At 70.8% G+C, this 24,063-nt stretch carries 20 protein-coding genes; 11 read left to right on the forward strand and 9 right to left on the reverse strand.

Annotated features, from left to right (window positions below; genetic code table 11):
• Nucleotides 1–35: 35 nt before the first annotated feature.
• Complete coding sequence (locus HALOF300_RS02280) at nucleotides 36–959, reverse strand: hypothetical protein (RefSeq protein ID WP_156739021.1); 924 nt, start codon at nucleotides 957–959, stop codon at nucleotides 36–38.
• A gap of 25 nt (nucleotides 960–984) precedes the next feature.
• The gene (locus HALOF300_RS02285; protein ID WP_156739022.1) at nucleotides 985–1,968 is read right to left on the reverse strand and encodes an acetylxylan esterase; all 984 of its coding nucleotides are present in this window, start codon (nucleotides 1,966–1,968) and stop codon (nucleotides 985–987) included.
• Between the two features lie 63 nt (nucleotides 1,969–2,031).
• Between HALOF300_RS02285 and HALOF300_RS02290 the strand changes: the two genes are divergently transcribed.
• The 8 genes from HALOF300_RS02290 to HALOF300_RS02325 all read left to right on the forward strand — a co-directional run bounded on the left by HALOF300_RS02290 (nucleotide 2,032) and on the right by HALOF300_RS02325 (nucleotide 14,272).
• Nucleotides 2,032–4,209 (forward strand): S9 family peptidase, encoded by a 2,178-nt coding sequence (locus HALOF300_RS02290; RefSeq protein ID WP_156739023.1) that lies wholly within the window; start codon nucleotides 2,032–2,034, stop codon nucleotides 4,207–4,209.
• A 73-nt stretch (nucleotides 4,210–4,282) separates the two neighbouring features.
• On the forward strand, nucleotides 4,283–5,611 hold the full coding sequence (locus HALOF300_RS02295) for a transcriptional regulator (RefSeq protein ID WP_156739024.1): 1,329 nt from the start codon (nucleotides 4,283–4,285) through the stop codon (nucleotides 5,609–5,611).
• 82 nt (nucleotides 5,612–5,693) lie between these two features.
• A complete protein-coding gene (locus HALOF300_RS02300; RefSeq protein WP_231954965.1) occupies nucleotides 5,694–7,496 on the forward strand; it encodes a polysaccharide deacetylase family protein in 1,803 nt (600 codons plus the stop codon).
• Nucleotides 7,493–8,824, forward strand: a complete 1,332-nt coding sequence (locus tag HALOF300_RS02305) for a hypothetical protein (protein WP_156739025.1) — start codon at nucleotides 7,493–7,495, stop codon at nucleotides 8,822–8,824. The genes HALOF300_RS02300 and HALOF300_RS02305 overlap by 4 nt, the downstream gene beginning before the upstream one ends.
• A 136-nt stretch (nucleotides 8,825–8,960) precedes the next feature.
• Nucleotides 8,961–10,754 (forward strand): peptide ABC transporter substrate-binding protein, encoded by a 1,794-nt coding sequence (locus HALOF300_RS02310; protein ID WP_156739026.1) that lies wholly within the window; start codon nucleotides 8,961–8,963, stop codon nucleotides 10,752–10,754.
• A complete protein-coding gene (locus tag HALOF300_RS02315; protein ID WP_231954966.1) occupies nucleotides 10,751–11,806 on the forward strand; it encodes an ABC transporter permease in 1,056 nt (351 codons plus the stop codon). The genes HALOF300_RS02310 and HALOF300_RS02315 overlap by 4 nt, the downstream gene beginning before the upstream one ends.
• Before the next feature lie 16 nt (nucleotides 11,807–11,822).
• A complete protein-coding gene (locus tag HALOF300_RS02320; protein WP_156739027.1) occupies nucleotides 11,823–12,623 on the forward strand; it encodes an ABC transporter permease in 801 nt (266 codons plus the stop codon).
• Nucleotides 12,620–14,272 (forward strand): dipeptide ABC transporter ATP-binding protein, encoded by a 1,653-nt coding sequence (locus HALOF300_RS02325; RefSeq protein WP_156739028.1) that lies wholly within the window; start codon nucleotides 12,620–12,622, stop codon nucleotides 14,270–14,272. The genes HALOF300_RS02320 and HALOF300_RS02325 overlap by 4 nt, the downstream gene beginning before the upstream one ends.
• On the opposite strand, the gene HALOF300_RS02330 is transcribed toward HALOF300_RS02325, so the two are convergent.
• Nucleotides 14,206–15,504, reverse strand: coding sequence for a DegT/DnrJ/EryC1/StrS family aminotransferase (locus tag HALOF300_RS02330; protein ID WP_156739029.1), 1,299 nt, complete (start codon nucleotides 15,502–15,504; stop codon nucleotides 14,206–14,208). The genes HALOF300_RS02325 and HALOF300_RS02330 overlap by 67 nt on opposite strands.
• 122 nt (nucleotides 15,505–15,626) lie before the next feature.
• Between HALOF300_RS02330 and HALOF300_RS02335 the strand changes: the two genes are divergently transcribed.
• Nucleotides 15,627–16,853: a DegT/DnrJ/EryC1/StrS family aminotransferase gene (locus tag HALOF300_RS02335; protein ID WP_156739030.1), complete on the forward strand. Its 1,227-nt coding sequence runs from the start codon at nucleotides 15,627–15,629 to the stop codon at nucleotides 16,851–16,853.
• A 56-nt stretch (nucleotides 16,854–16,909) separates the two neighbouring features.
• Here the strand turns inward: HALOF300_RS02335 and HALOF300_RS02340 are convergent, their stop codons facing one another.
• Both HALOF300_RS02340 and HALOF300_RS02345 read right to left on the reverse strand, forming a co-directional pair.
• Entirely contained in the window at nucleotides 16,910–17,620 is a 711-nt protein-coding gene (locus HALOF300_RS02340; protein WP_156739031.1) for an LmeA family phospholipid-binding protein, read from the reverse strand.
• 18 nt (nucleotides 17,621–17,638) lie between these two features.
• Entirely contained in the window at nucleotides 17,639–18,346 is a 708-nt protein-coding gene (locus tag HALOF300_RS02345) for a dienelactone hydrolase family protein (RefSeq protein WP_156739032.1), read from the reverse strand.
• A 96-nt stretch (nucleotides 18,347–18,442) separates the two neighbouring features.
• Between HALOF300_RS02345 and HALOF300_RS27220 the strand changes: the two genes are divergently transcribed.
• Nucleotides 18,443–19,060: a DUF6463 family protein gene (locus HALOF300_RS27220; protein WP_231954967.1), complete on the forward strand. Its 618-nt coding sequence runs from the start codon at nucleotides 18,443–18,445 to the stop codon at nucleotides 19,058–19,060.
• Nucleotides 19,003–19,482 carry an rRNA adenine N-6-methyltransferase family protein gene (locus HALOF300_RS02355; RefSeq protein WP_231954975.1) on the forward strand — a complete coding sequence of 160 codons (480 nt, stop codon included), beginning with the start codon at nucleotides 19,003–19,005 and terminating at the stop codon, nucleotides 19,480–19,482. Before HALOF300_RS27220 ends, HALOF300_RS02355 begins: the two co-directional genes overlap by 58 nt.
• 64 nt (nucleotides 19,483–19,546) lie before the next feature.
• Here HALOF300_RS02355 and HALOF300_RS02360 read toward each other — a convergent pair whose 3' ends face one another.
• Genes HALOF300_RS02360 through HALOF300_RS02375 form a run of 4 tightly spaced genes read right to left on the reverse strand, consistent with a single transcriptional unit; the run spans nucleotide 19,547 to nucleotide 24,061 of the window.
• Nucleotides 19,547–21,193: an extracellular solute-binding protein gene (locus HALOF300_RS02360; RefSeq protein ID WP_156739034.1), complete on the reverse strand. Its 1,647-nt coding sequence runs from the start codon at nucleotides 21,191–21,193 to the stop codon at nucleotides 19,547–19,549.
• A 49-nt stretch (nucleotides 21,194–21,242) separates the two neighbouring features.
• Complete coding sequence (locus HALOF300_RS02365; protein ID WP_156739035.1) at nucleotides 21,243–22,130, reverse strand: carbohydrate ABC transporter permease; 888 nt, start codon at nucleotides 22,128–22,130, stop codon at nucleotides 21,243–21,245.
• Complete coding sequence (locus HALOF300_RS02370) at nucleotides 22,127–23,128, reverse strand: ABC transporter permease (RefSeq protein WP_231954968.1); 1,002 nt, start codon at nucleotides 23,126–23,128, stop codon at nucleotides 22,127–22,129. Before HALOF300_RS02370 ends, HALOF300_RS02365 begins: the two co-directional genes overlap by 4 nt.
• A gap of 48 nt (nucleotides 23,129–23,176) precedes the next feature.
• Nucleotides 23,177–24,061 (reverse strand): sugar phosphate isomerase/epimerase family protein, encoded by an 885-nt coding sequence (locus tag HALOF300_RS02375; RefSeq protein WP_156739036.1) that lies wholly within the window; start codon nucleotides 24,059–24,061, stop codon nucleotides 23,177–23,179.
• Nucleotides 24,062–24,063: the final 2 nt, after the last annotated feature.

Here is a 24,063-nt window from a genome sequence, read left to right on the forward strand (position 1 = left end):
CCCGTGACCGAGACGGGTCCGGCCCTCGCCAGTGCTCAGCAGGTGGCGAGCAGACGAGGCAGCACCGTGGTGGAGAGGTATTCGCCGTAGCCCGCCGGCCAGGCCGGGATCTCCGTGGTGACCGGGTAGGCGAGCACGGCCACCACGCAACTACGGTCGGCTCCCCACGCCTCGGCGGTGAGACCCCATTCGGGGCCCGAGTACGTGCGGCCCTCGGCGCCCGGGACGGCGAGCGGCGTCGTCGGGCTGCCCACCGGCTGGCCCGGAGTGATGTCGGCACCGCGGTTCGCGCGGAAGGTGAACCCGACGCCACTGGGGGACTCGTAGGCGCCGCCGACCACGGTGTCCGTGACGCGGATCGCCGCCACGAACTCGAGCCCGAGGTCGGCGCCGAGATCGTCCGCCACGAGGCTCGTGTACGGCGCTGCCGCGGCACCGTCGAGCAGCGTTCCGGTGGCCAGCGCGTCACTCATCAACGAGGTGGTGGTGGCGACGTCCTCGTCCTCCGGGGTGTTCAGGGACGGGAGGGTCGCGAGGATCTCGAAGGTGTAGGCATCCAGGACCAGCGCGGAATCCACGGGCCAGGACGGGTCCACAGGGACGGGGCACGGCGGTGGCCCGGTCGCATACGCGACGCCGTCCTCGTCCCGGTCGATGCTGTCGACGATCGTCATCGTGTAGGTGTCGACGATGATCGTCGCAGGATGCGCCAGGACCTCGGGCTCCAGATCGGCGGGGTCCTCCGTGGTGGAGCTCCACACGGTTTCGTAGCTCGAGCCGGGCTCATACGCCACCAGGTCCGCTGCGGCTTCGGCGCACTCCGGCGGCTCCGACGTGGCGCTCGCGCCGGCGGCCGCCGGCGGTGTGGTCTGCACCGGGTCGTCCGCGGCTGCCGTGGTACACGCGGACAGGGCCAGCATGAGCGCGCTCGCTGCCACGATGATCCGAATACGGTGCACGAGCGACCTCCTGGTGTCGGTCGAGTCAGGGGCGGTGGGTGGCGATGTGGGCGAGGGTTCCGGCCACGCTCTCGGCAGCCTCAAGATCCTGCCCCGGGTACTCGGTGTGGCCGGCGCTGACGACGCACAGTTCCCTCGGTCCGGCGAGCCCGTTGTGGACGGCGAACTGGCCCGGCGGCGGAACGGACGGGTCCCAGAGCGCTGCCTCCACCCGGGTCGGGATGGTGATCCGGGTGGCCGACGTCGACGCGTCGAAGTACCGCAGCACCTCCCGGGCATCGGGGTACGCGGCGACGTGATGGCGCACCGACTCCCCGCTGCCGGTGCACGGCATCCGCAGCCGCAGGTCGTGCTGACCGAAGCTCGGCACCACAAGGGTGGCCGCGAAGAACCGGTCGTCCCACGGCAGGGCCAGCGCGCCCTGCCCGCCGCCGAAGCTGCCGCCGTGGAAGTAGAGCGGCAGGTCGCCGACGATCCGGGTCAGCGCGGAGGCGGCGCACCAGATGTCCGCGGCGCAGCCACCGAGGATGTAGCTCTGCGCCGACTCGATGCCCACCAGCACGTGCCGGGCGCCGTCCGTGGGGATGCCGTCGACCAGGCTCGCGCTCGGCAGCCCTCGGGCGACCGGGAAGATCACCGCGGCGTCCACCGGGACCCGGGCCAGATCCGGGGTCTCGCGCCCGCCGTACCCGTGGCTGTGCACGACCCCGATCGTCGGCGGCCCGGCCACCGGCAGTGCGAACCAGCCGCCCAGCGTGAGCCCGTCCGTGGTGCGGAAGTGGACGGTGTGCACCTCGTGGTCGCCGCTGCGGCCGATCGGCACGAGCACCGGATTCGGGTCCACCGCCCGCGCGAGCGCCGCGAGGTCGCGCCAGAACTCGGCGAAGCCGGGCGGCTCCGGTACCGGCTCGACGGCCAGCAGCGCCTCCAGGTCGTAGCCAAACGTGGCGTCGTCGGCATCCGGGCCGAACCAGTCCTCGAACGGGGGTCGCACCCGGAGCCCAGTCATGACGCCAACCCTACTGATGTCCGGGGGAGGACGGGATGCCTGTTCTCGTGATAGGACCGTGCGGTGACCACAGACACCTCACGCAACGACGCGACCACCCCGACCGCGACCAGTTCCGAGGCGACCGCGGATGGATCCGCTGCCCCCACTGAGGCAGCCGCGCCGCCCACCCCGTTCCACGACCTCGACGCGTACCTCGCGCTGCCCCGCGCGAGCGGCCTGGCGCTGTCCCCGGACGGCACCCGCCTGGTGGTGGGTGTCGCCGCCCTGAACCACGACTCGACGGCGTACGTCACGTCCCAGTGGGATGTCGACCCCTCGGGGGAGCGGCCCGCGCGCCGGCTCACGCGCGGCACGAAGGGCGAGAGCCAGGCCACGTTCACCGCCTCCGGCGACCTGCTGTTCGTCGCCAAGCGCGCCATCGGCGAGACCGGCGAGGACAAGGCCAAGCCCGCGCTCTGGGTCCTCCCGGCCGCAGGCGGTGAGGCCCGCGTGCTGGCCACCCGTCCCGGCGGCGTCGGCGGCATCACCGCCGCCCGTGCTGCGGACACGGTCATAGTCACCGCGGACACGCTGCCCTCGGCCACGGACACCGAGTCCGAGCAGAGGCTGCGGGACCTGCGCTCCGACAACAAGGTCAATGCCATCCTGCACACGGGCTACCCGGTCCGGTACTGGGACTCCGACCTCGGCCCGGACCGACCCCGGCTGTTCGCGGCCGAGGCGAGTTCCGCCGTCGTCGCGTCCGCCCCGGACCAGGCGCCCGAGGACGAGGCCGACCCGGACGCACCGCTCGAACTACGCGACCTCACCCCGGACGCCGGTGCCCACCTGACCAACACCGGCCTTGACCTCAGCGCCGATGGTGCCACCGCCGTCACCTCCTGGAACCGGCCGATGGCCAAGGGTGCGGTGCGCTCGATCCTGGTTCGCATCGACGTGGCCTCCGGTGAGCGCACCACCATCGCGGACGAGGCCGAGGCGGACCTCGGCGCCGCCCGGATCAGCCCGGACGGGACCCGCGTCGCCTACCTCCGCGAGACCCTGTCGACCCCGGAGAGCGCACCGGAGGTGACTCTCTGGATCGCCGGCATCGACGGCTCCGACCCACAGCGGATCGCGGCCGGCTGGGACCGCTGGCCCGCCTCGTTCGCGTGGCTGCCGGACTCCTCCGGGCTGCTCGTCACGGCGGACGACGACGGCCGCTCGCCGGTCTACAAGGTCACCCTGGACGGCACGTTGAGCCGGCTCACGCCCGACGACGGCGCGTACTCCGACGTCGTCGTCGCTACGGACGGTTCGGTCGCCTACGCCCTCCGGAGCTCCTACGCCCACCCCGCCGAGGTGGTTCGGATCGACCTCGCCGACGGCGCAACGGAGCCGGTCACGGCGCTGCGGTCGCCGTCGCCGCGTCCGAGCCTGCCCGGCACCCTGCGGGAGGTCGAGACGACCGCCGTGGACGGCTCCCGGGTCCGCGCCTGGCTGGCCGTGCCCGAGGGTGCCTCCGAGGCGGACCCGGCCCCGCTGGTGCTGTGGATCCACGGCGGCCCGCTCGGGTCCTGGAACGCGTGGAGCTGGCGCTGGTGCCCGTGGCTGCTGGTCGCCCAGGGCTACGCGGTGCTGCTGCCGGACCCGGCGCTGAGCACCGGCTACGGCCAGGACTTCATCCAGCGCGGCTGGGGAGCCTGGGGCGAGGCGCCGTTCACGGACCTGATGGCCGTGACGGACGCCGCCGAGGCGCTGCCCGAGATCGACGGGACCCGGACCGGGGCCATGGGCGGATCGTTCGGCGGATACATGGCGAACTGGGTGGCCGGCCACACGGACCGGTTCAAGGGGATCGTCACGCACGCGAGCCTGTGGGCGCTCGACGGATTCGGCACCACCACTGATGCCGGCTACTTCTGGGGCCGCGAGATGACCCCGCAGATGGCACTCGCGAACTCACCGCACCTGTCCGTGGAACGGATCGCGACGCCGATGCTCGTCGTCCACGGGGACAAGGACTACCGGGTGCCGATCGGTGAGGGGCTGCGGCTCTGGTACGAGCTGCTCTCGAAGTCCGCCCTCCCGGCCGACGAGGACGGGCGCAGCCCGCACCGGTTCCTGTACTTCCCGGACGAGAACCACTGGGTGCTCACCCCACAGCACGCGAAGGTCTGGTACCAGGTGGTCGGTGCGTTCCTCGCCGAGCACGTACTCGGTCAGGAGGCGCCGGTACTGCCGGAGACGCTCGGGTGAGTGAGCCCGCCCAGCCGCCCGTGTGCCGCCGCTAGACTCACCCGCAGCGCCGGGACCCAAGCGAGGATGATTCATGGACGCAGTTCGGGGCCCCTTGCCCGAGGCGGTGACGATCGGTGTGATCGGGGCGGAACGGTTCATCCACCGCATCGCAGCCGTCGCCCGGGAGGAGACCCGCACGCCGTATCGCCTGGTCACCGGCGCGGCCGACCGGGAGGTCGACGCGCGCGAGCGAGCCATGCGGCTCGTCGGCGACGTGGACGTGCTGTTGTTCTCCGGGCCGCTCTCCTACGACGAGGCGATCTCGGACGGCCCGCTGCCGGTGCCGGCCACGTTCGTACCCACCGGGGGCGTCGCGCTCCCGACGGCGCTGCTGCGCGGGGCACTCACCGGTGCCGTGGACCCGGCCCGGGTCAGCATCGACTCCGCGCCCGAGCGTGACGTCCGCGAGACGTACGCCGAGCTCGGCGTCTCCATGGACGACGTGCACGTGCTGGAGTACCGGGAGTCGGTGACGGCCGAGCAGTTCCTCGCCTTCCACCGTGAGCACTACGACGCCGGCCGCACCAGTGGCGCGATCACCACCGTGCCCTGGTTGGCTGAGCAGCTCTCCGAGGCGGGCGTCCCCAACATCACGATGGCTCCGGCCGTGATGACCCTGCGGGCCACGCTGCGCACCGCCCGCCTGCTCGGTAGCGGAGCCCGGCTCGAGGACTCCCGGATCGCGATCGTCATCGTGCGCCTGCCTGACTCCGCACTGCCCAACCGCACCAGCTCCAGCAACTACTGGTACCAGGAGCTGATGCTCTCCCTGCACCGCGCGCTGCTGCACGACGCCCGCAGGATGGACGCCGCGGTGCTGCAGCGCGACGAGAACAGCTACCTCGTCATCACCACGATGGGCTCGCTGCGATCGGGGACCGACGATCTCGCGCGCGCCCCGTTCCTGGCTTCCATCCGCTCGGCGCTGAGCCTGGACGCAGGGGTCGGCATCGGTCTGGGCATGACCACCCTGGAGGCGGAGGAGAACGCGCAGGCCGCGGTGAACCTCGCGGAGGCCAGCAGCGGCGAGCTCGCCTATCTGGTGGGTCCGCACGGCAACCCGGTGCCGCTGCCGGAGTCGCAGGAGAACCCCGCCCCGGAGCCGGAGCCGGTCGCCGACCGTCAGGCCGAGGTGCTCCAGGAGATCATCGGGCTGCTCGATGCGTCCGGCGACGACAGCCGTGTGGTGGACGCCGACCGCGTCTCCAGGCTGCAAGGGGTCACCCTGCGCACCGCGAGACGCACGCTGCGCGCCCTCGTGGACGCCGGCCTCGCCTGGCCGATGCCACCGGCGCGGGTGCAGAAAGCGGGCCGGCCGGCCGTGCGCTACCAGCTGCTGGACGAGCGCCTCATCACCTGATCCAGACGACAGAGACATTTAGGCGTGCCGAAATATAGATTCGGCACTGTACTTATGAACCGGGTTCCGGCAGGCTGGACCCGTGACCGTATCGACACGACTCTCGCCGACCACGCCGGACTCGCGGACCTCGCCGCACTCGCGGACGGCTCCCGGGCCGGCCGTGACCCTCTGGGAGGGCGCGGCTCCGGATGCCGACCAGCCGAACTTCCCCGCCTATGCCAGGGAGCTGCTCGCGCACGCGGGGATCGCCTATCGAAGCACCGCCGGCCGGGCCGGGCTGACGCCGGGTGGCATCACGCTGCTCACCACGTCGGTGACGGCAGACGAGGCGGGCGTGCTGTCCGCCTGGGTCGCGGGTGGCGGGTGCCTGCTCGTCACCGCAGACCTCGGGCCGCTTGCTCGACTGGCCGGGGTGGTCCCGGGCGAGGCCGTCTCGACCGCGCAGGTGACCGTGCGTGACTGCGCCTTCTGGTCCCAGGTGCCCGGCCGGGCGCTGCGCGCGATCGGCGGCCGTGCTCTGGCGCCGGTGGACGGCGCAGAGGCCCTGGCGACCTGGGCCGACGGATCGGCGGCCATCACCGTGCGCCACCACGGCGCGGGTGCCGTCGTGACGTTCGGGGTGGATGTGCTCAAGTCGGTGGTGCGCATCCAGCAGGGCTACCCGGTCGATACCGACGGCGCGCCGGCCGCCGACGGCACCGCGCCGATCGACGACGGGATCCTGAAGGCCGAGGACGGCGCTGCCCTCGACCTGGACGCCGACCGGCAGATGCCGGCCGGGCAGCCCGCCCTGGCCGCGGACTTCCGGCACGCCTACCCGCCGCCGTCGGCCGTGCCGATGTTCGACCAGCCGCACGCCGACTGGTGGCGGTCCCTGCTGCTGCAGGCGCTGTGGTGGGCCGCACAGGAGGGCGGCTCCGTGGTCCCGTGGCTCGGCTACTGGCCGGCCGGAGTGGCCGCGATCGCGCACATGTCCCACGACTCCGACGGCAACAAGCCGGAAGACGGCCTGGCCGCACTGGCCGCGTTCGCCGAGGCCGACGTGGCCGTCACCTGGTGCCAGGTGTACCCGGGTGGATACGGACGCGAGATCTACGAGCAGATCACGGCCGCGGGGCATGAGCATGCCCTGCACTACAACGCCATGGACGACGCCGACCTGGCGACCTGGGGCTGGCCTCAGCTGCGGGCCCAGTACGCCTGGGCTCAGGCCGTCACCGGCCGGGAGGACATCGTCTCGAACAAGAACCACTACACCCGCTGGGAGGGCTGGGACGAGTTCTACACCTGGTGCGAGCGCCTCGGGATCGAGATCGACGAGTCCCGCGGCCCCAGCAAGCAGGGCAACGTCGGATTCCCGTTCGGTACCGCCCATGTCTCGTTCCCACTCGCTGCGCCCGGCGCCGAGACCGACTTCCGGGACGTGCTCAACCTGCCGCTGCACACCCAGGACCTGGCCTGGGCCGGCCATGTGGCAGCCCGGGACGTGATCCTCGATGCCGTTCAGGCGCAGCACGGCGTCGCCCACTTCCTGTTCCACGGCCCACATCTGAACGGCAAGCCGCTCACCCGCGCGGCCTGCATCGAGGTGGCCGCCGAGGCGCGCCGACGAGGCATGCCATGGTGGACGTCCGAGCGGATCAATGCCTGGGAGCGGACCCGGCGCGGCGTCCGGGTCGAGATCTCGCGCGGCGGCGACGACTGGCTGCTGAGCGTCAGCACGGACGTCCCGGTCGAGGGTGCGGCGATCCTGCTGCCCACGGACGTGCGGGTGTCCGGGCCGGCGCACTCGGTCGCCGAGGTCACCCGGCACGGCCGTGCCTTCGCAGAGCTCGCCGTCGACCTCCCGGCCGGCACCAGCACATGGACGCTCACCCGGTGAGGGTGTCCGGCCTGGAGGTCGGCTTCGACCGCACGGACATCACCCCGCTCGGCGCCGTGGCTCTGGCCGGGTTCGCCGCACGGGAGGGACTCGGGCCCACCGGGGACGTCCTGGCGCCCCTGCATGTGCGTGCGCTCGTGCTCCGCAGCGAGGGCGAGCCCGCCGTGGTCCTTGTCACCGCAGATCTGCTCTGGTGGGGGGACGACATCGTGGCCTCGCTGCGGTCGGCCTTCAGCGCCCGATTCGGACTCTCCCCGGAATCGCTGGTGCTGCATGCCACGCACACCCACTCCGGGCCGCAGGTCTCACGCGGGATGACCCCCTCACTCGGCATCCCGGACGACGCCTACCTCACGTGGCTCGAGCAGCAGACCCTCGCCTGCATCGAGCGTGCGTTCGCCACGAGCACCCCGGTCCGGGTGGAGTCGGCCCGGGTCGACACCGGCATGACCGTGGACCGTCGGTGGGCCCGGACGGCCGGGGAGATCGCGGTCTCGCGGATCGACAGCGACCTGACGGTGGTACGCCTGGTGGGTGATGACGACGCAACCGTCGCGCTGCTGGTGCACTTCGCATGCCACCCGGTCCTGCATCACGGCAACGCCGTCACCCCGGACCTGGCCGGAACCCTCGCCGACGTGCTCGAACGGGACACCTCACCGTTCGTGATGTACCTCCAGGGCTGCTGCGGCGACGTGAACCCGGACCGCTACGACGCGGACGGCGAGTTCGCCGACGGTGGTCAGGCCGACGTGGAGGACTTCGCCAGGCGCCTGGCCGATCTGGCCCGCCGCGCCGTGGCGGACGCGGTCCCGGCCGGTCCGGGGGCCGTGTCGATCAGTCGTCGTTCGGTGGTGCTGCCGTTGCAGGAGCGCGCATCCTGGCGGCTGATCACGGCCTGGGCCGCCACCGGTGAGGGCGTCCGGGCGGAGTGGGCCAGGATCATGGTGGCCGATCCGGCACGGTTCGCCCGCGACCCGCTCCTGCAGCTCGTCAGGATCGGCCTCACGCCAGACCTTGCTCTGCTCGGACTCTCGGGTGAGCCGGTGAGCCACTACGGACTGTTCACTCGCGAGCTCAGTGGGGGGCGCTGCCTGCCGATGGGCTACACCGACGGCATGACGACGTACCTGGTCACCCGCCGTCACCTCCGCGAGGGCGGGTATGAACCCTACGAGGCCCCCCTCTACTTCGGCCTGCCGGCACCGTTGTCGCCCGCTGCCGAACAGCTGATCCTCGACGAGATCGCCGCCCTGGTGGCACCTGCGCCGTCGGCGCCACCCGGCTCACTGCCCGCCTCCAGGCGCGAACAAGTTACAAGACGGTAACGAGAAGTCGACGAAGAAGCGTTGACTCGCCGGGTGGCTAACGCATAACGTCAGGGCAGTTCGAGATTTACGGACAGCCTAAATCTCGTCAGACCACGATCAGAGCCGATGACCGTCGACCGAGAGTGAGCACACGATGCGCGCCAGACCCCTGACCAGCCGCCCGATCGGTACGGTGGCCGCGGCCGCCGTGGTCGCGCTGTCCCTCGCCGGATGCTCGCTCTTCGGCGACTCCGGAGACGATACCGGTGGCGAGGACGGCGACGCGGCCACCGGAGGCAGCATCACCGTCGCGGCCACGAACTTCGCCCACATCGACCCGCAGAGCATCACGTTCGGCATGTGGCTCGTGCAGATGGGCCTGCTCGAGGGCCTGGTGCTGCAGACCCCGGACGGCACTGACGTCCGACCCGGGGTCGCGGACGAGTGGGAGGTGAGCGAGGACGGAACGACCTACACCTTCCACCTGCGGGACGGCATCGTCTGGTCCAACGGCGAACCCCTCACCGCCGACGACTTCGAGTGGACCTACGAGCGGCTGCTGGACCCGGAGCGTGGCGCGAGCGGCGTGACCACCGGGGCGTCCTCCTACCAGGTTCCCCTCGGCATCCTGAACGCCGAGGACTACAACACCGGGGTCATCACCGACTTCGATCAGGTGGGCGTCGAAGCGGTGGACGAGCAGACGCTCGAGTTCACCCTCGACGCACCCAACCCCGGTTTCCTGATGGGCCTGACCTACCCCTCGATGCTCCCGCTGAACCCGGAGGCCGTCGAAGGTGAGGCCGACTGGCAGCAGCCGGAGAACTGGGTCGGCAACGGGCCGTACAACCTGGCGGCCTGGACGGCGAACTCCAGCATGCGCTTCGAACGCAACCCGGAGTACTGGGACGCGGAGAACGTCGCCCTCGACGAGATCAATGTGCAGCTCGTGGAGCAGGGGGCGATCACCACCACCGTGCCGTACGAGAACGGCGAGGTCGACATCCAGGCGATCGGCGAGCCGGCCGAGATCTCACGCTTCCTCGCCGACCCGGTGCTGAGCGAGCAGATGCACGTGCTGGAGAACGCCGGCACCGCCTACATGATCCCGCTGCACAGCACGAACCCCGTGATGGAGGACCCGAGGGTGCGTACGGCGCTGAGCCTCGGCCTGGGACGTCAGGAGATCGCCGGCATCAGCGAGATGACTGAGCCGGCCTCCACCCTGCTCTCGCCGATCGTGCCGGGCTGGAGCGAGGACATCGCCGCCCACGAGCAGATGTGGGGCGAGGACGCCGTCGCCGAGGCGCAGGAGCTCCTCGCGGATGCTGGGTATCCGGGAGGTGAGGGCTTCCCGCCGCTGACCCTGCTCGCAGGCTCGGACTTCCCGCAGTTGGACGCGATCATCGACACCTGGGGCACGAACCTCGGGATCGAGGTCACGAAGGACGTGGTCGAGGTCGGCGTCTACGTGGACCGCCGCTACGCGATGCATGACGAGAACTACGTGGGCCTCTGGTACGGCTCCTTCTCCGGGATCAGCACGTGGCCCTACCAGGTGGAACAGCTGTGGTCGCCGGACATGCTGCGCCAGGCCGGGCTCGATGCGGCCGGGTACCAGCAGTTCGTGGATGTCCAGGCCGACGAGACCCTGACTCCGGGCGACCGCACGGCCGCACTGGAGGAGATCCTCGCCACCAGCACCACCGACGAGGCGCAGGAGTTCGCCGAACTGGTCGCGGCCACCCGTGAGACGGTCGACGAGGCGGAGCAGCAGGAGATCTTCGCCGAGGCGGCCACCGTCCGCGAGGATGCCGAGCTCATCATCCCGGTGACCTGGAGCCACGTGGTGTACGTGGCGCAGCCCCGGGTGCAGGGTCTGGAGATCCGCGCCCAGGCCGATCGCTACTACTTCAAGGACCTCTGGGTCGACGATTCGGCGCAGTGATCGTGGGCTACCTGGAGTTCGTCGCCCGCCGCGTGGTGCGGATGGTCCTGTCCCTCGTCGTGGTCTCCGCGCTCGCGTTCACGTTGCTGCAGCTGGCACCGGGAAGCTTCGCGGACATCCAGCGCGCCAACTCCGGCTCCACCGGGATGGCGGGGGCCGGGGCCCAGGAGGTCGCCGGTGAGTTCGCCACCCGCTACGGGGCCGAGGTCCCGGCGTGGCAGCAGTACCTCGTGTTCATGAAGGGTGCGCTGACCTGGGATCTCGGTCCCTCGTACAAGTACCCCGCGCAGTCCGTGGAGAGCATCATCGCGCAGGGCTTCCCGGTCTCGGCGGCGCTCGCGCTGCTCGCGACGACGCTCGCCCTGGCGATCGCGATCCCGATCGGTGTGTTCGCCGCCCTCAAGCAGCGCACCCTCTGGGATTCCGGCTCCATGTTCGTGCTCACCCTGGGGCACGCACTGCCGAACTATCTGACGGCGGTGTTCCTGGTGCTCGTGTTCGCCGGGGCCTGGCACGTGCTGCCCGCGGCCGGCTGGAACGGCCCGGAGAACCTGGTCCTACCGGTGGTGGCACTCGCCATCGGCCCGCTCGCGGTCCTGGCCCGGTACGTGCGCTCCTCGATGCTGGACACGTTGGGGGAGGAGTACGTGACCGCCGCGACCGCGAAGGGCGGGCGGCCGGGCGTGGTCATCCGCAAGCATGTCCTGCGCAACTCGCTCATCCCGCTGGTGACGGTCACCGGCCCGATGCTGGCCGCACTGATGACCGGCACCGTGTTCATCGAGACGATGTTCCGGATCCCCGGCCTCGGGTTGTCCTTCACCCAGGCCGCATCGAGCCGGGACATGCCGCTGCTGATGGGCACCACGCTCTTCTTCGCAATCATCCTCATGGCCACGAACCTGGTGGTCGACCTCCTCTATGGCCTCCTCGACCCGCGCGTCCGCGCAGAAAGTGGGCGAAAGCTACGTGGCCCTCGCATCAGCAGAAGAGACATCCCCGGCGCAGACCCGGATCAGGGCGGCAGGTCCGGGGTCCCGAGCCTGGGCTAGGTTCCGTGCGAACCGGATGGCGTTCATCAGCCTCTGGGTCGTGGCAGTCCTGGTCCTGGTCGCCATCTTTGCGCCGTTCATCGCGCCGTACGGCCCGCAGGAGACGGACTACGGCCACCAGCTCGCACCGATCGGTTCACCCGGCCACCTGCTGGGCACCGACACCCTCGGCCGGGACATCCTGTCGCGCCTGGTCTTCGGCTTCCGGACGGCGTTGCTGGTGGCGTTCGCGGCCGAGGTCATCTCGGTGGCGGTCGCGCTCGTGGTGGGTCTGCTCGCCGGCTACCGGGGTGGCCGGGCGGACGGCATCCTGATGGCGGCCACCGACATCATGTATGCGTTCCCCACGTATCTCTTCGCGGTGCTGCTGGTCACCGTGTTCGGCCGGAGCTTCTGGTCGGTGATGGCGGCGATCGCCGTGGCCGGCTGGGTCACCCAGGCCAGGCTGATCCGGGCCCAGGTGATGACGCTCAAACGACGGGACTACGTCGAGGCCGCCCGCAGCATGGATGCCCAGGGGCCCACCATCGCGCTGCGCTACATCCTGCCGAACGCACTCGGGCCGCTGCTGGTGACCACGAGCTTCGCCGTGCCGGCGGCCATCACCACGGAGGCCGGCCTGTCCCTGCTCGGCCTCGGTATCTCGGACATGCCGTCGTGGGGGGCCATGATCAACGAAGGGGTCAGATACGCGAGTTCCGCGCCGCACATGATCATCTCGCCGGCCATCGCGTTCGCGGTGACGCTGCTCGCCTTCACCTGGATCGGCGACGGCATCCGGGATGCGTTCGACATCACTTCGGAGGCCCGCCGGTGAACCGCTCCACACCGCCCGTCACGATCGACCCGCAGGCTCCTCTGCTCGAGGTGAGCGGGCTACGCACCGGTTTCCGCCGCGCCGACGGCGGCCAGTTCGTGGCCGTCGACGGCGTCACCTTCCGGCTCGAGCAGGGCCGGGCGTTGGCCATCGTCGGCGAGTCAGGCAGCGGCAAGAGCGTGACCATCAGATCCCTGCTGCGGCTCCTGCCGCGTACCGCCAGCATCCTCGGCGGCGAGGCCAGGCTGGCCGGCATCGACCTCATCGGTGCCTCGGACCGGACCCTGCGAAGGGTGCGTGGCCGTGAGGTCGGGATGGTGTTCCAGAACGCGATGGAGGCGCTCAACCCGACCATCCCGGTGGGCCGGCAGCTGGCCGAGGCACTGACCTGGCATGGCCTGTGCACCCGCGCCGAGGCACGCGCGCGAGCCATCACCACGCTCGGTGACGTGGGCATTCCGGAGCCCGAGCGGCGCGCCCGGATGTATCCGTTCCAGCTCTCCGGTGGCATGCGCCAGCGTGCCATGATCGCGATGGCGATCATCGCCGAGCCCCGGCTCGTGGTTGCCGACGAGCCGACGACGGCGCTCGACGTGACGGTGCAGGCGCAGGTCCTGGACCTGCTCGCCGAGATCAAGGATCGGGGTACCGGTTTGATCATGGTCACCCACGATCTGGGCGTCGCCCGGCGCTTCTGTGACGACGTCCTGGTGATGAACCAGGGCAAAGTGGTCGAGTCGGGTCCGATCGAGGTGGTGCTCGACTCCCCGCGCGAGCCATACACCCGGATGCTGCTCGAGGCCACGCTCGAGGTCGGCGACGTGCGGGCCGCACCGCCGGAGGAGGCGCCCACGACGGTGCGCGAGCCACTCCTGGTCGCGGAGCACCTCGACAAGACGTTCCGCTCGCGCGGCGGGCAGACCCACGCCGTCCGGGACGTGAGCCTGGCCATCCGGCCCGGCCGGACCCTGGGCCTCGTGGGCGAGAGCGGCAGCGGGAAGTCGACGGTGGCCCGGCTCGTGATGGGCCTGCACGAACCCGACTCCGGCCGGGTCCTGCTGGACGGGCAGGACGTGCATGGCGAGGAGTCACGGCTGCAGCGCAGACGGATGCAGATGGTGTTCCAGAACCCGTACGGGTCGTTGCTGCCGCACTACACGGCCGGAGCGAACATCATCGAGTCGCTTCGTCTGCAGGAGATCGGTACCCCGGGCGAGCGAACGGAGCGGGCCGCCGAGCTACTGCGCCTGGTCGGCCTCGCCCCGGATGACGCACGCCGCTATCCGCAGCAGTTCAGCGGCGGACAGCAGCAGCGCATCGCCATCGCCCGAGCACTCGCCCCGGAGCCCGACGTGCTCGTCTGTGACGAGCCGACCTCGGCGCTAGACGTCTCGATCCAGGCGCAGATCCTCGACCTTCTGGCCGAGATCCAGGAACGCCTCGGGGTTGCCTATCTGCTGATCTCCCACAACCTCGCGGTCGTGGAGCGCATGTCGGACGAGGTCGCGGTGATGAAGGACGGTGCCATCGTCGAGCGCGGGGAGCGGCGGGCCATCTTCGGCGACCCGCAGCACCCCTACACTCACCGGCTCCTGGACGCGATCCTGCCCGTGCGTGGCTCGAGGGTGCCCGGGGCCGCGATCGCGTGAGCGTGGACCCTGGTCAGCGCAGTCACGATGTCGGCGACGTCGGCGGGGCCGTACCGCTCGTTCCAGGCGATCACCAGCAGGCGGGCGTCGATCAGCTCCTCGGTCACCGGGCACAGGCCGGGGCGGTACTCCTGCGTCACGTCCGCCGGTGGGCCTGCGAGCGGGAAGCCCGAGGTCCCGTAGGTACGCCGTTCGGCGAGCACCGGGGTGAGGTAGAGCGGGCGCTGGATGTACCCGCCGGAGGCGGGGATGCCCTCGGCCTGGAGTGCGCGCGCGTACCAGTGCGCATCGGCGCCGGCGCGGACGGTGTCCAGGAACACCGGGTACTGCCAGTAGCTGTTCCCCGTCGCCGGTGCCGCGCTCAGGCCGTCCAGCCCGTCGACGACCTCCGTGAGCGTCGCCGCGGTTCTCCGGCGGTCCGCGACGACCCCGGCGAGCCGGGTCAGCTGCACCCCGGCGATGGCGGCCTGCAGCTCGGTCATCCGGTAGTTGAGGCCGAGGAACAGGTGGGTGCGCTCGTCGGTGTCCCGTGGCCAGGCCTTGTCCGCGAACAATCTGGCCCGGCGGGCCAGCGCCGCGTCGGAGGAGATGGTCAGGCCACCGTCGCCGGCGGTGATGTGTTTCGACTGCTGCAGGCTGAAGCAGCCGAGGTGGCCGACGGTGCCGGCCAGTGCGCCGCCGGCACCGGTCCGGGTCAGGTACGCCTGTGCGCAGTCCTCGATCAGCACGATCCCGTGTGCATCGGCCAGGGCGCGCAGCTCGACCACGGGAGCGGGTTGGCCGAACAGGTGCACGGCGATGATCGCTCGGGTTCGGGGTGTGATCCTGGCAGCCACCGAGGCCACGTCGAGATTGCCGGTGGCCGGGTCGACATCGGCGAACACGGGGACCGCGTTCTGGGCAAGGATCGGCAGTACGGTGCCGGCGTCGCTGAGCCCGGTGGTGATGATCTCGTCGCCCGGCTCGGGGTCCACGGCCGCCACGGCGAGGTGGATCGCCGCGGTTCCGGAGGAGGAGGCGATCGCGTGCGGCACGCCGTAATAGGCCGCGAAGTCGGTCTCCAGGCCCCTGGTCACCTCGCCGACCGTCGAGTTCAGCCGGCCACTGCGAAGCACCGCGAGGACCGCGTCCTCCTCCTCGGCGCCGAGGGTGCGGCCTTCGGCGGACTGCACGGACGGGAACGGTGCGGTGCGCACGGGGGCGCCGCCGTCGAGCGCAAGGACGTCAGACATGGGGTGCTCTCCTGGTGGATCGTGGTGGACCGTGGATGACACAGCGCCTTCACACTATCGACTCGCACTATTTTTGTCGCTAACCTAATCCCAAATCCGGCAGGCCTAAATTGGAGCACGTGATGACCGTTGCCACACCGTCCCTCGCCATCAACGGCGGCCCGGCCGAACTGGAGGGGCTGCCCGCCCTTCCGAGCTGGCCCCGGTTCGGCCCCGAGGAGGAGCGCGGACTGCTCGAGGTGCTCCACTCGGGCGCCTGGGGCAGTACCCACGGCGACGTGGTCGCGACGTTCGAGAGGGAGTTCGCCCGGAGCCAGCAGGCCGAGCACGCGATTGCGCTCGGCAACGGCACCCTCGCGCTGGTCGCGGCCCTGCGGGCGGCGGGGGTCGGCGTCGGGGACGAGGTGATCGTGCCGCCCTACACGTTCATCGCCACCGCCGCGGCGGCGCTGTTCGTCGGAGCCGTCCCGGTGTTCGCCGACGTGGACGCGGACAGCCATCTGCTTGACCCGGCCGCAGTCGAGTCCGTCGTGACCGAGCGCACGAAGGCCGTCATCCCGGTGCACCTCGCCGGCAACGTGGCGGATATGACGGCCTTCGCCGAGCTCGGACGGCGCCTCGGCCTGACCATCATCGAGGACGCCGCGCAGGCCGCCGGCGCGCAGTGGGAGGGTCGCGGAGTCGGCACGATCGGCGACCTCGGCACGTTCAGCTTCCAGTCCTCCAAGAACCTGAGCGCGGGTGAGGGAGGCATCGTCACGACCAACGACAAGGACCTCGCCGGCGCCGTGTACTCCCTGGTGAACGTGGGCCGGGTGCCCGGTGGCGGCTGGTACCAGCACGACGCCGTGGGGTACAACCTGCGGCTCACCGAGTTCCAGGGTGCGATCCTGCGGGCGCAGCTGGCCAGGCTGCCGGAGCAGCAGCAGCTACGCGAGCGCAACGCCCTGGCACTCGCCGAGCAGCTCGCCGGCGTGGAAGGAGTGGTCGTTGCGCCGACCGACGAACGGGTCACGGCGCACGGTCGGCACCTGTTCCTGTTCCGGGTCCCCGGCCTCGGCGCGCAGGGGCTGCGCGACGCGGCGGCGGCGGCGCTCGCGGCCGAGGGCATTCCAGCCGCCACCGGGTACGTCCCGCTGCATCGCAACGGCGCCCTGCTGCGCGAGTCCCTTGCCCTGGCGTCGAAGCTTGGCCAGCCGGTGCCCGAGGCGGACTGCCCGAATGCGGACCTCGTCAGCAGTGACACGCTCTGGCTGACGCAGTCGGTGCTGCTCGGGTCCGAGGAGCAGATCAGCGCCGTCGGGCGCGCGATCGCCAAGGTGGTCGGCCGCGCGGACGACCTGCGGTAGCCGACAGCCCGCCCGAGCGTCGCCGTCGGGTCCGCGTGCCGTTCCGGCCCGGTGGATCAGCCGACGGAGAGGTCGTCCAGGGCCAGGTCGGTGCCGGTGATCGAGACCTGCACACCGCCGTCGAGCACGGCGACCTCGGTGATCTCGACGCCCTCGGGCAGCTGGTCGATGGGCACGTCCAGGCCGCCCAGGTCGCCGATCAGGTTCCCCGGGACGTCCTCGGCGGACACGGTCGCGCCCGCGATGCTGAAACTCGTGGGGGTGACGCTGATCGAGTTCCCGTTCGCGACCGGCTCCAGGCCGACAGTGATCGGGAGCCCGAGCAGGTTCGCCGTGGCGACGAGCTCGCCGTCGACCACGTCGATCCCGACGCCCTCGGGCACGTCCTCGGATGAGGCCAGCGCCGCCTGCAACGTCTCGACGGGCAGGGTCATCCGCAGGTCCACGTCGTCCACGGTGCGCGGCTCGCCCGTGCTCACGCCGAGCAGTCGCACGTCCACGTCCTGGAACGTCAGGTCCTGATAGGTGGCCGAGGCGGCGGTGAACCGCACGTCCTCGAGCCGGCCGGTGAGGACCTGCGGCAGGAACAGGAAGCCGCCGATCTCCACCTCGATGTCACCGGAGAGCTCCGGCACCGAGGTGGTGATCTCCTCCTCGAGCTGCGCCTCGGTCTGCGCCACCAGGTACCGGTCGACGCCGAACGCGGCGCCGAGCAGTACGACCAGCAGCACCAGGGTGCCGAGCAGGATCTTCCATCCGCGGGACATGGTGCCCACGGTAGGCGATCAACCTTGGGCGGCGCCGAGGTGTTCGTCCAGGAACGCGAGGGTGTGCGGCCACGCGGCGGCGGAGGCCCCGGGGTGGTGGAAGGCCGGGTTCGGGTTGTCGAACGCGTGCCCGGCGCCCTCGTGCAGCTCGAACTCGGCGCGGTCGTTGTCGGCGGTGACCGCGGCACGGATCTTCTCGACCACGTCGAGCGGGAGGTAGGCGTCCGCGGTCCCGAAGTGGTGCAGGCTCGGGGTGCCGACCGCCTGCGCCAGGTCGAGCAGGTTCGGCAGCGCGGAGCCGTAGTAGGAGACGAGCGCGTCGACGGGCTCGAGCGCGGCCACGTTGAACGCGAGCCCGCCGCCGTAGCAGAACCCGATCACGCCGACGCCGCCGCTCACCTCGGGGGCGGCGCGCAACGCCGTCAGGCTCGCGCGGGCGTCGGCGAGGGCGTCCGCCCACGGCAACTGCTGGGCGAGCGCCATGCCCTTGCCGAGCAGGTCCGGGTCCGCCTCGTCCAGCTCTCCCGCGTCCAGGCGCCAGTACAGCTGGGGCGCGTAGACGACGTAGCCGGCCCGCGCCAGGTCCGCTGCGCGGCTGCGGATGTAGTCGCTGACGCCGAAGATCTCCTGCAGCAGGAGCAGGCCGGGGCCGGTGCCCGACGGCGGCAGCCACCTGTGCACCGGAAGGTCGCCCGAGTCCGTGGTCACCGTGAGGACGTCGCTCATGGGCCTCACGGTAGCGGCACGGCTCCCTCGCTCGGGGGACCACGACCCCTCGCCCGGGTGGCGTGCCGGACCGGGCCACCCGCAAGGCTTGCCGACATGAGAACTCAACGCCTCACCGTTTTCGCCGGCTGGGCCATGGTCGCGATCGCAGTGCTCCACACCATCGCCATCGCCGTGCATCCGTACTGGGCCGAGTGGTTCGCCGGCGGTCTCCGCGGGTCTGACCCCGACCCCCTCTCGCTGGCCACGTTCTGGGCGCTACCGGGTGGCTTCGTGCCGGTGTTGGCTCTGCTCGGCCTGCTCACCGTCCGGCTGGGACGGCGCGGCGAGCGACTGCCCGGCTACGTCGGCTGGGTCCTGCTGGTCTGGGTCGTGACCGCCGTCGCCCTGATCGGTCCGAGCGGCTTCATCCTCGGGATCGTCCCGGCAGCCGCGCTCATCGTCTCCTCCGTGCTCGGTCGCCGCGACCGCGTGCCGGTACGCCGTGACCGGGTGCCGGGCGCTGGCGATAATCCGTTGTCGGCACCGGCCGGCGGAACCTACCGTGGCGGCCATGAGCAACTACTTCATGATGGTGCGTCGTGCCCGGGAACGGGCAACGACGATGGGGCTGGCACCGACTTCGCAGGACCTGGGCTGAGCGGATCCTCGACGGCATCGCCGTCCGCGACACCGACCTCGTCCTCGACCTCGGGTCGGGCACAGGTGCGCTGACCCTGCCGATGGCGGCCCGCGGGGCCCGGGTGATCGCCGTGGAACTGCATGCCGGCCGCGCGAGCCGGCTCCGGGACGCCGTCGCCGGTCATGACCGGGTGACCGTGGTGCAGGGTGACATGCTCGAGGTGCCGTTGCCGCACCGTCCGTTCCGCGTGGTGGCCAACCCGCCGTACGCGGCCGCCGCGGCACTGGTGCGGCGGCTGACCGGGCGCGACTCGGCGCTTCGGCGGGCGGACCTGGTGGTGCCCCGGTGGATGGCGAACCGGTACGCGTCCGCGCCGCCGAGCGGGTTCACCGCCGAGGTCGGCACCCACGTGCCGGCCCGGGCGTTCGACCCGCCGCCGCGGGACGACAGCGCGGTCCTGGTGCTGCGTCGGAGCCGGGCGCCGCAGCGCCACCGCCGATCCCGGCGACGATGACCCCGGTGGCCCTGGTGGTACGCAGAATCCGCGGCGACGCTCATCGCGTCGCCGCGGGTGCGTGTCAGGACTCCTGGGCCGCGTAGGCCTCCTCGTACTCCGCACGGATGTCGTCGCCGCCACCGGAGCGCCATTGGGCGACCGTGTCGTCCCAGGAGTCCACGGGCTCGCGGCCGAGCAGGATGCCGTTGCGGGCGTCGGTCAGCATGGTCGACAGCTGCCCGCCGAGCCGGCCCTGGGTCTCCGAGTACAGGCCCCAGGCCGCGGTCAGCGAGCTGGCCGGCACCGCGACGGCCTGGTGGTCGTAGACGGCCTGGGCGACGTCGGGCATGCCGGGGAAGTACGTCTCCTTCGGGGCGTCGACGAGGTACTCCACCGGGAACGCACCGTTCGCGGTGTAGGCCAGACCGTCCTGGTTCAGCACCGGCTCGGTCCCGTCGAACTCGAACGTGACGCCTTCGATGCCGTAGCTGCGGAACAGGTGCTCCTCGGTGCCGAAGGGTGCGGCCAGCCAGTCCAGAACCTTCAGCAGCATCCTGATCCGGTCCGGATCGGCCTGCGCCAGCGACGTGAACGAGTTGTTCGGCATGCCCTGCCACATCGGGGCCGGCTCACCATCGGGACCGGGGGCGACCTGGAGGCCGAGCCGGTAGGCGTCACCGATGGTGTTCCGGGCGAAGAATCCGGCCACGGCCGTGTACGTGTCCTCGATCACGGCGGCCGATCCCTGGCTGAACCAGGCCTTGGCGTCGGCGTTCGCACCGCCCACGCCGTCCGGATGGATCAGGTCCTCCTCGACCAGCTTCCGGCCGAACTCCAGGGCGTCCTTCTGTTCGGGCACCTCGAGCGCGTGGGTGAACGATCCGGAGCCGTCGGCCATCCACTCGTTCTGGATGCCTACCATCGCCTGGAGGACCACGAAGGGCACCTCGGTGAGGGCCCACACGTTGGCCTGCGTGTCGGTCATGTCCCGGCACAGTTGCAGGAACTCGTCGAGGCTGCCGAACGAGGGATCCACGCCTCGGGCCTCGAACAGGTCGTCCCGGGTGAAGATGATCTGGGACCCGGTGATGCCTCGCTGCACGGGGAGCCCGTAGAGCCTGCCGTTGAACACGGTGCCCCGCCAGGAGTCGGTGGGCAGGTTCGCCAGGAACGGGTAGTCGGCGATCGCGTCCCCGGCCAGGAACTCGGTGAGGTCCTGGCACTTGGCCTCGAGGAACTGCGGCAGCTGGGACAGCGCGCCGTCGACGTTGAAGATGTCGCCTAGGTTGTCGCCCGCGACCGCCGTCGCGAACCGCTGGGGGTAGTCGGCTCCGGGAGTGATGGACAGCTGCAGCTCGGAGCCGACCCGCTCGTTCAGCTCCGCCCAGTAGGGGTTGCGGTCGGCCGTGGGTGGGATCGGGGCGAACGTGCCCATCGACGCCGAGATCGGGCTGCCGTCGCCCGGCTTCTCGGTGGTGGCCGGCTGCGGGTCGGCCGGGTAGGCGAAGAACACGTTCGGGATGCCGCCCTCGCCCGTGATGTCGGGCTGGACGCCCTGGTACGGGATGTAGCTCGGCAGCACCGAGGCTGCGGCGGAGGCGGCTGCCGAAGGGTCGTCACCGCCGTCCGATGAACCGGAGCAACTTGCCAGGACCGGGGCGGCCGCGAGCGCGGCCAGTCCTCCGAGGCCGCCACGCAGGACGGTGCGACGCGAGATGGAACTGCTCATGATGCATTCCTTTCGTTTCCGGGGGGCGGGCCGTCTCGGCACCGAACAGTCAGCCTTTGACTGCTCCGGTGAGGACGCCCTTGGCGAAGTGCTTCTGGAGGAACGGGTAGACGATCAGGATCGGGACGATCGTGACGACGAGGATGGCCATCTGGACCGAGGCCTGGGGCGGCACCACGTCGACCGTGGCGCCGAGGTCGGAGGCCCCGAGCTCGGCGTTGTTCACGACGTAGGTCCGCAGTACGAGCTGCAGCGGCCACTTGCTTGAGTCGTTCATGTACAGGAGCGCGTTGAAGAACGAGTTCCAGTACCCGACGGCGTAGAACAGCCCGATCACGGCGAGGACCGCCTTGGACAGCGGGAGCATGATCCGGGTGAAGATCGTCAGGTGGCCGGCGCCGTCGATCCGTGCGGAGTCGGTCAGTTCCGCCGGGACGCCCATGAAGAACGCCCGCAGCACGATCACGTTGAACCCGCTCAGGGCCGTCGGCAGGATCAGCGCCCAGTAGCTGTCCAGGAGCCCGAACTCCTTGACCACCAGGTAGTTCGGGATCATCCCGGGGGAGAACAGCAGCGTCAGCAGGACGAGCATCAGCATCGGCTTCTGCCCGAACGAGCCGTGCCGGGAGAGCGCATAGGCGAGCATCGTCGAGGCGACCAGGCTCACCGTGGTGCCGACCAGGGTGATCCCGACGCTGACGAGCATCGCCTGCGTGACCACGCCGCCGGCGAAGATCGACCGGTAGGCGTCCAGGGTCACGCTCGAGGGCAGCAGCACGAAGCCGCCCGCCGCGTTGACCTGCTCCCGGCTCGCCAGACTCGTGGACAGGATGCCCACGAACGGGATGATGACGAGTGCGCAGATCACCGTCAGCGCGATGCCCTTCAGGACGCGTGCCGGCATCGGCGGCGCATCCAGGCGACGTGAGGCGCTCATGACTTGTACACCCCTGCTTCACCGAAGATGTGGGCAACCTTGTTGGCGCCGAGCACGAGGAGCACACCCACCAGTCCCTTGACCAGACCGACCGCGGCCGACACGCCCCACTGGCCACCGACGATCCCGTTGTTGTAGACGTAGGTGTCCAGGACCTCGCTCGCGGCGAGGCCGACGGCCTGCTGCTGCAGGATGATCTGCTCGAAGCCGACGGTCAGCGAGTCACCGAGGCGCAGGATCAGCAGCAGGATGATGAGCCCGCGGATGCCGGGCAGCGTCACGTGCCAGAGCTGTCGGGTCCGGGACGCGCCGTCGACGCTCGCCGCTTCGTAGAGCGAGGAGTCGATCTGCGAGAGGGCGGCCAGGAACAGGATCGTCGCCCAGCCGGTGTCCTTCCAGATGACCTGGGTGGTCAGCAGTCCCACGAACAGGTCGGAGTTGCCCATCAGCGAGATGGGGTCAAGACCGTGCGCGCGCAGGGTGTTGTTCAGCAGCCCGCTGCCGCCGACCATCTGCTGGAACACCGCGACGACGATCACCCAGGACAGGAAGTGCGGCATGTAGAGGATCGACTGAACCACCCGCTTCACGCGCTCGGACAGGAGGCTGTTCAGGAGCAGCGCGAGCGCGATCGGAGCGGGAAAGACGAACAGCACCTGCACGAGGGTCAGGACCAAGGTGTTCCGCAGTGCACGCAGGAACGCCGGGTCGCCGTTGAAGATGATCTCGAAGTTCTCCCACCCCACCCAGGGACTCGACCCGAACGGCAGGAACGGGACGTAGTCCTGGAACGCGATGACGTTCCCGACCAGCGGCAGGTAGTGGAAGCCGAGGACGAGGGCCAGGCCGGGCAGCGCCATCATGATCAGGGCACGGTCGCGCAGGAACCGCTGATGCCAGCGGATCCGCCGTCGTGGTGCCGGGCTCCGGGTCGGCTCGGTTCCGGCTGGGCCGCTGCGATCGCGTGCCAGCACGGGGCTTGTCGCGGTGTGACTCACGCTCTCCTCCTTTGGATGCGGTCGACGAGTGGTGGGGGGCGCCGCCGGTCAGGCCGGCGCGGCAGCGCTCTCGTAGAGCCGGCGGGCCAGCGCGAGGTCACGGGCCACGACCTCGGTGAGCGGGCCGTCGGGTTCGGTGTACTGGGCGCTCAGGCAGACCGGTCCGGCGTAGTTGCGGGCACGCAGCTGGGTCATCACGGTCGACCAGTCGGACAGCCCGTCTGCCCCCTCCACGAACCACGAGCGCCACTGCGTCCGGGTTCGGCCGGCGGACTCATGACCCGGCTCCGGCGGGAGCTGCCGGTAGACCGCGTTCTTCAGGTTCACGATGTCCAGCCGTGGCGCCGCGATCTCCAGGGTGAGCGTCGGATCGTCGCCGGCGAGCGCGTCGTGCGCGGCGTCCCAGATCAGGGTGAAGTCCGCGTGCGGAAGCCCGTCGAGCAGGTCCAGGACCTGGGCGGTGGACGCCACGTACCGGCCATGGTGGGGCTGGACGCCCACCTTCACGCCGTACTGTCGGGCCCACCGGGCCGACTGCTGCAACTGGGCCCGGAACCGGGCGACCGACGCGATGTAGCCGTCCGCCTCGATCGGCGCCATCACCCGGATGGTCGGCACCCCGGAGGCCTGGCAGGCAGCGAACGTCGGTTCCGTCAGGTCGGCGGCAACGCTGATCGGGACCACGCCGGAGTCGTTGAGTTGAGCCACGAACTCGGGTAGGCGTGCCTCGACCCGCTGTGGCGTCACGAAGCTGTTCGGTCGCACCGGGATCTCGACCCCGGCGAATCCGATGTCCGAGACGAGGCTGCCCAGCTGTGCTCCGGAGAGGTCGGCCCAAGGCTTGGCGAAGACCGACCAGGTGACCCGGTCCCGGGACAGCACGCCCGCCTGGTGCTCCGCCGGGGCCACGGCTCCGTGTCCATGCTGTGTCATCG

Source organism: Occultella aeris, from assembly GCF_902703175.1.
Taxonomy (GTDB): domain Bacteria; phylum Actinomycetota; class Actinomycetes; order Actinomycetales; family Beutenbergiaceae; genus Occultella; species Occultella aeris.